Origin of the sequence: Escherichia sp. Lx600-2 (genome assembly GCF_036662595.1) — a bacterium.
GTDB lineage: Bacteria > Pseudomonadota > Gammaproteobacteria > Enterobacterales > Enterobacteriaceae > Escherichia > Escherichia coli.
In genome coordinates, this window is sequence record NZ_JAYQWM010000157.1 from 1 (window position 1) to 4573 (window position 4573).

General features: G+C 53.6%; 6 protein-coding genes. 3 read left to right on the forward strand and 3 right to left on the reverse strand.

The window, feature by feature from the left end:
* Positions 1-57 precede the first annotated feature (57 nt).
* On the reverse strand, positions 58-252 hold the full coding sequence (locus OQV04_RS23575) for an EAL domain-containing protein (protein WP_442899672.1): 195 nt from the start codon (positions 250-252) through the stop codon (positions 58-60).
* Positions 253-454: 202 nt separating this feature from the next.
* Positions 455-1468 carry a class 1 integron integrase IntI1 gene (gene intI1, locus OQV04_RS23580; RefSeq protein ID WP_000845048.1) on the reverse strand — a complete coding sequence of 338 codons (1014 nt, stop codon included), beginning with the start codon at positions 1466-1468 and terminating at the stop codon, positions 455-457.
* Positions 1469-1615: 147 nt separating this feature from the next.
* On the opposite strand from intI1, the gene dfrA12 reads away from it, so the two are divergent.
* The 3 genes from dfrA12 to OQV04_RS23595 all read left to right on the forward strand — a co-directional run bounded on the left by dfrA12 (position 1616) and on the right by OQV04_RS23595 (position 3312).
* Positions 1616-2113 (forward strand): trimethoprim-resistant dihydrofolate reductase DfrA12, encoded by a 498-nt coding sequence (gene dfrA12 / locus OQV04_RS23585; protein WP_001083725.1) that lies wholly within the window; start codon positions 1616-1618, stop codon positions 2111-2113.
* A gap of 111 nt (positions 2114-2224) precedes the next feature.
* Positions 2225-2515: a DUF1010 domain-containing protein gene (locus OQV04_RS23590; protein WP_001336345.1), complete on the forward strand. Its 291-nt coding sequence runs from the start codon at positions 2225-2227 to the stop codon at positions 2513-2515.
* A gap of 5 nt (positions 2516-2520) precedes the next feature.
* Positions 2521-3312, forward strand: a complete 792-nt coding sequence (locus tag OQV04_RS23595; protein ID WP_001206356.1) for an ANT(3'')-Ia family aminoglycoside nucleotidyltransferase AadA2 — start codon at positions 2521-2523, stop codon at positions 3310-3312.
* Between the two features lie 237 nt (positions 3313-3549).
* Here OQV04_RS23595 and OQV04_RS23600 read toward each other — a convergent pair whose 3' ends face one another.
* A complete protein-coding gene (locus OQV04_RS23600; protein WP_020802982.1) occupies positions 3550-4182 on the reverse strand; it encodes an IS256 family transposase in 633 nt (210 codons plus the stop codon).
* Positions 4183-4573: the final 391 nt, after the last annotated feature.

Consider the following 4573-nt stretch of genomic DNA (forward strand, 5'->3'; position numbering starts at 1 on the left):
GTAAGCAGAGTTTTTGAAATGTAAGGCCTTTGAATAAGACAAAAGGCTGCCTCATCGCTAACTTTGCAACAGTGCCCTGGTGCTCGGTTCATTGGCGTTCATGGTGGTGTTCCTCCATTGGTTGACGAAGCCGACGAAGGCCGCCGCCGGCATCGGCCTGGCGAACAGGAAACCCTGCACCGTGTCGCAACCCGCCTGCCGCAACCACGCAAGGCAGTCGGGTGTTTCCACACCCTCGGCTACCACCTCCATTGTCGTTTTCAGAAGACGGCTGCACTGAACGTCAGAAGCCGACTGCACTATAGCAGCGGAGGGGTTGGATCCATCAGGCAACGACGGGCTGCTGCCGGCCATCAGCGGACGCAGGGAGGACTTTCCGCAACCGGCCGTTCGATGCGGCACCGATGGCCTTCGCGCAGGGGTAGTGAATCCGCCAGGATTGACTTGCGCTGCCCTACCTCTCACTAGTGAGGGGCGGCAGCGCATCAAGCGGTGAGCGCACTCCGGCACCGCCAACTTTCAGCACATGCGTGTAAATCATCGTCGTAGAGACGTCGGAATGGCCGAGCAGATCCTGCACGGTTCGAATGTCGTAACCGCTGCGGAGCAAGGCCGTCGCGAACGAGTGGCGGAGGGTGTGCGGTGTAGCGGGCTTCGTGATGCCTGCTTGTTCTACGGCACGTTTGAAGGCGCGCTGAAAGGTCTGGTCATACATGTGATGGCGACGCACGACACCGCTCCGTGGATCGGTCGAATGCGTGTGCTGCGCAAAAACCCAGAACCACGGCCAGGAATGCCCGGCGCGCGGATACTTCCGCTCAAGGGCGTCGGGAAGCGCAACGCCGCTGCGGCCCTCGGCCTGGTCCTTCAGCCACCATGCCCGTGCACGCGACAGCTGCTCGCGCAGGCTGGGTGCCAAGCTCTCGGGTAACATCAAGGCCCGATCCTTGGAGCCCTTGCCCTCCCGCACGATGATCGTGCCGTGATCGAAATCCAGATCCTTGACCCGCAGTTGCAAACCCTCACTGATCCGCATGCCCGTTCCATACAGAAGCTGGGCGAACAAACGATGCTCGCCTTCCAGAAAACCGAGGATGCGAACCACTTCATCCGGGGTCAGCACCACCGGCAAGCGCCGCGACGGCCGAGGTCTTCCGATCTCCTGAAGCCAGGGCAGATCCGTGCACAGCACCTTGCCGTAGAAGAACAGCAAGGCCGCCAATGCCTGACGATGCGTGGAGACCGAAACCTTGCGCTCGTTCGCCAGCCAGGACAGAAATGCCTCGACTTCGCTGCTGCCCAAGGTTGCCGGGTGACGCACACCGTGGAAACGGATGAAGGCACGAACCCAGTGGACATAAGCCTGTTCGGTTCGTAAGCTGTAATGCAAGTAGCGTATGCGCTCACGCAACTGGTCCAGAACCTTGACCGAACGCAGCGGTGGTAACGGCGCAGTGGCGGTTTTCATGGCTTGTTATGACTGTTTTTTTGGGGTACAGTCTATGCCTCGGGCATCCAAGCAGCAAGCGCGTTACGCCGTGGGTCGATGTTTGATGTTATGGAGCAGCAACGATGTTACGCAGCAGGGCAGTCGCCCTAAAACAAAGTTAGCCATATGAACTCGGAATCAGTACGCATTTATCTCGTTGCTGCGATGGGAGCCAATCGGGTTATTGGCAATGGTCCTAATATCCCCTGGAAAATTCCGGGGGAGCAGAAGATTTTTCGCAGACTCACTGAGGGAAAAGTCGTTGTCATGGGGCGAAAGACCTTTGAGTCTATCGGCAAGCCTCTACCGAACCGTCACACATTGGTAATCTCACGCCAAGCTAACTACCGCGCCACTGGCTGCGTAGTTGTTTCAACGCTGTCGCACGCTATCGCTTTGGCATCCGAACTCGGCAATGAACTCTACGTCGCGGGCGGAGCTGAGATATACACTCTGGCACTACCTCACGCCCACGGCGTGTTTCTATCTGAGGTACATCAAACCTTCGAGGGTGACGCCTTCTTCCCAATGCTCAACGAAACAGAATTCGAGCTTGTCTCAACCGAAACCATTCAAGCTGTAATTCCGTACACCCACTCCGTTTATGCGCGTCGAAACGGCTAACCATTCCGTCAACGGGACGCCAAAATGCTGCGCATTTTGGTTCCCTCCGCTGCGCTCCGGCTCTCGTTACGTCCAACGTTAGCACCACTGAAACCCAGCTTTATTTAGCTCATGTTTATTCAAACGGCATTTAGCTTTTCAGGCGTTATTCAGTGCCTGTTTTGCCTTTTTTCCGGGCTTCGCCTGCATGGGCTGCGCAGGTTTTCAGTCTTTTTGGCCTCTAGCCCTTGCGTAGCAAGCGCAAGCAGCTATCGTTTTTGCAGTGCTGTGCCGCCTCGGTGGCGCAGCGTTTTTTCACGGTTAGCGCCCGTCGCCAAATTCAAGTTATCCGTTTTGGCTTCTGGTTCTAACATTTCGGTCAAGCCGACCCGCATTCTGCGGTCGGCTTACCTCGCCCGTTAGACATCATGAGGGAAGCGGTGACCATCGAAATTTCGAACCAACTATCAGAGGTGCTAAGCGTCATTGAGCGCCATCTGGAATCAACGTTGCTGGCCGTGCATTTGTACGGCTCCGCAGTGGATGGCGGCCTGAAGCCATACAGCGATATTGATTTGTTGGTTACTGTGGCCGTAAAGCTTGATGAAACGACGCGGCGAGCATTGCTCAATGACCTTATGGAGGCTTCGGCTTTCCCTGGCGAGAGCGAGACGCTCCGCGCTATAGAAGTCACCCTTGTCGTGCATGACGACATCATCCCGTGGCGTTATCCGGCTAAGCGCGAGCTGCAATTTGGAGAATGGCAGCGCAATGACATTCTTGCGGGTATCTTCGAGCCAGCCATGATCGACATTGATCTAGCTATCCTGCTTACAAAAGCAAGAGAACATAGCGTTGCCTTGGTAGGTCCGGCAGCGGAGGAATTCTTTGACCCGGTTCCTGAACAGGATCTATTCGAGGCGCTGAGGGAAACCTTGAAGCTATGGAACTCGCAGCCCGACTGGGCCGGCGATGAGCGAAATGTAGTGCTTACGTTGTCCCGCATTTGGTACAGCGCAATAACCGGCAAAATCGCGCCGAAGGATGTCGCTGCCGACTGGGCAATAAAACGCCTACCTGCCCAGTATCAGCCCGTCTTACTTGAAGCTAAGCAAGCTTATCTGGGACAAAAAGAAGATCACTTGGCCTCACGCGCAGATCACTTGGAAGAATTTATTCGCTTTGTGAAAGGCGAGATCATCAAGTCAGTTGGTAAATGATGTCTAACAATTCGTTCAAGCCGACCGCGCTACGCGCGGCGGCTTAACTCCGGCGTTAGTCGGACGCCTACGGCGCTGAGGAAAAAAGAAACCAAACCATTCTTGCTGCCAAAGAGAAAAACCCCTTACGGTGGCGTACTGGGAAAGTGCGTATCTACGACGCCTTGCCGGTCTCAATGTCATGCCGTCCTCTTTCGAAGGCTGCTTGATGCAAACCTCTCAAAAATCTGGCATAAACTATCTTGACATATTCCGATTGAACACCTTCCGAATATCAGCGGCTATCAGCGGGATCTCATCTTTTTTCGTGACGTAGGAGTGGGCATTCTGCTGCAGATGAAACTGGCAGCGTTGCCACAGAATTCCAGGGAAGACAGCATCGATTGCCGCGCGCAGTCCTGAGTGGTCATCACTGGTGATCATTCGCAGGCCGTGCATCCCTCGTCGTACGAGACCCTCGAGAAAGGAACGCCAGTTTACCTCTGCCTCACTGTTCGCGACTTCGGCGTCAAGAATATGCCGATTCCCGCTGTAATCAACGCCAATAGCCACTAGAAGCGCCTGCTTGACCACATGGGAACCGACGCGAACCGATTCATAGGTCGCATCAAGTACCAAGTATTGAATCTGTCCGACAGGCTGCGCCTTCCAAGACGTAATCTCTTCATCGAGCTCCTTTGCCAGCCTGCTGACCTGGGACGAGCTGACTTCGGTGCCACAAAGAATTTCGACGATATCCGAGACCCTGCGGGTACTTACTCCTTTGACATACATTTCGGCGATGGCGAGCTTGAGAGCACGCTCACTGCGCATGCCTTTCTCGATGCAGCTGGGATAAAACTCCATCCCGCGAACTTGTGGTACTTTCAAGAGGACTTTCCCGGTCGCAAGATTGAATATTGGATTATTTGGATTTACCAACAAACACTACTATTTAGCTACGAAAACTCAAGAGAAGTACACAAAACCTTTTGGAAGTGATGGAAGTTTAAGTCCTCTTGATTATAGTGTAGGTATTGGAACAGGTTTAGAATTAGGACATTTCCAGTTTATGTTTGGCTATGATTACCCTCTTAGTAACAGTTCGAAAGATCCAGACCTAAGTCAAGTACGCCAACACAACTTCAGAGCAAGTATAGCATATTCATTTAGAAAGCTAAAAAAATAAAACAAACCTAGGGCATTGGATATTTTCAAGGCATCTGATAAAGACTTAACATCATGGGTGCGGAGATAATCTGCACCTTTTTTGTATGCATAC

Excerpts from the sequence above, each read along its gene's own strand:
- OQV04_RS23575 (WP_442899672.1), bottom strand. The coding sequence starts at position 252 with ATGGAGGTGGTAGCCGAGGGTGTGGAAACACCCGACTGCCTTGCGTGG.
- intI1 (WP_000845048.1), bottom strand. The coding sequence starts at position 1,468 with ATGAAAACCGCCACTGCGCCGTTACCACCGCTGCGTTCGGTCAAGGTT.
- dfrA12 (WP_001083725.1), top strand. The coding sequence starts at position 1,616 with ATGAACTCGGAATCAGTACGCATTTATCTCGTTGCTGCGATGGGAGCC.
- OQV04_RS23590 (WP_001336345.1), top strand. The coding sequence starts at position 2,225 with ATGTTTATTCAAACGGCATTTAGCTTTTCAGGCGTTATTCAGTGCCTG.
- OQV04_RS23595 (WP_001206356.1), top strand. The coding sequence starts at position 2,521 with ATGAGGGAAGCGGTGACCATCGAAATTTCGAACCAACTATCAGAGGTG.